Consider the following 1,832-nt stretch of genomic DNA (forward strand, 5'->3'; position numbering starts at 1 on the left):
GACTTCGCGCGTCTGAAGAAGCCGCCGCTGACGGGGCTTCTCAAGCTCGGCATCATTCCCTCGATCGCTCCCTATCTGTTGCCCAAGGTGCTGCCGGAACTGCAGGTCCGCCACCCCGCGCTCGAATTGCGGTTGCGGGAAACGCAAACAAAGGGCCTGATCGAGGAATTGGTGAGAGGCGATCTCGATCTGATCGTCGTCGCTCTTCCTGTCGACCATACGGATCTCGCGACGCTGAGCGTCTTCAAGGACCGCTTTCTGGTCGCGCAACAAGCGACCTCCTCGAAATCAAAATCGAAAGATCGAATTTCCGTCGCCGACCTGGCGTCACAACGGTTGCTGCTGCTCGAAGAGGGCCATTGCCTTCGCGATCAGGCGCTCGGCGTATGTGCTCAATCATCCGCCACGATCGATACGACCTTCGGCGCTTCGAGCCTATCCACCGTGATGCATCTGGTCGCGAACGGCTATGGCGTGACGTTGCTTCCCGAGATGGCCGCGCGGACGGAAGCCAATGATAGGCGCATCCGCCTTCTCCCCTTCGCCGATCCTGAACCGACGCGAACCATTGGTCTCGCCTGGCGCAGATCCTCGGCGCGAGAGGCCGATGCGCAAGCGCTGGCAGGGGTGCTTAATGCCACCCGGGCGTGATGCGTCACCTCTCACCGTTGAGGCCGGTGGCGCGGCGTATCTGCTTGCCCCGGAAATTTCATAATTTCGATTGAATTTTGCGACAGGACTGATCTTAATTTCCTAGCTGTCGTTCACCCCAAATCTGCGATTGCCCCCGATCTGCTCCCACAGAACATTTCACTGACGGATTGACTGCATGTCTCAACCCACGTCTTACGAGCAATTGATGCTCGAACTCGTCAACACGGCGCGCGCTGCAGCCGGCGCCCAGCCGCTCGCGTTCAACGGCGATCTCAATGAATCCGCGGATGCTCACAGCGCTTGGATGATCGGCACGGACGCATTTTCGCATACCGGGGCCAACGGCTCGACGCCCACTGACCGGATGCAGGCCGCCGGGTATCAATTCAGTGGGTCGTGGGCATCGGCGGAAAACATCGCCTGGGCGAGCGTACGGCCACCCTCCGGGTATCCCGACGAGGTGCAACTGCTGCACTACAACCTGATGGACAGCCCGGGCCACCGCGCCAACCTTCTCAACAACACATACCGCGAGATCGGCATCGGATTCGCCACCGGCGAATATCAAGGCTGGGACGGCGCGTTCGTCACGCAGAACTTCGCACGCAGCGGCACGGGCTCGCTGCTCACGGGCGTCGCGTTCGACGACAAGGACGGCGACCGCGCGTACGATGTCGGAGAAGGTTTCGGCAGTGTCACCGTGACGGCGGTGTCGGCATCGGGTGCGCGGTTCGTCACCAAGACCATGACCGCGGGTGGCTACAGCCTGCCCCTGTCGTCCGGCGCCTATCAAGTGACGTTCTCCGGAAGCAACATCAAGAGCGTGACGAAGTCGGTCAAGATCGGCGCCAGCAACCAGAAACTCGATCTCGTCGACCCCGCCATCACACCAGGAAAGGTGATCGTCGGCACGAATGGCGCCGACAACCTGAAGGGTACCAACGGGACCGACCTCATCAAAGGACTGGGCGCCGCCGACAAATTGAACGGAATGGCGAGTGCGGACCGGATGTTCGGCGGAACCGGCAACGACTCTCTCTCAGGCAGTCAGGGCAACGACCGTCTCGACGGCGATTCAGGCCGCGACACGCTCCTCGGCGGATCGGGCAATGACGTCCTCACCGGCGGATCGCACGCCGACGTGTTCCAATTTCGTGGCGGATGGGGCCGCGACCAGA

2 protein-coding genes are annotated in these 1,832 nt (G+C 61.5%); both read left to right on the forward strand.

What is annotated here, in order from left to right:
• A partial coding sequence (locus AC1DT3_RS19800) for a hydrogen peroxide-inducible genes activator (protein ID WP_477466924.1) occupies positions 1-651 on the forward strand: 651 nt, incomplete at its 5' end.
• 178 nt (positions 652-829) lie between these two features.
• Positions 830-1,832 (forward strand): CAP domain-containing protein (locus AC1DT3_RS19805; protein WP_477466925.1); only part of this gene is annotated, 1,003 nt, incomplete at its 3' end.

The organism is Microvirga sp. P4_G7 (assembly GCF_056401005.1).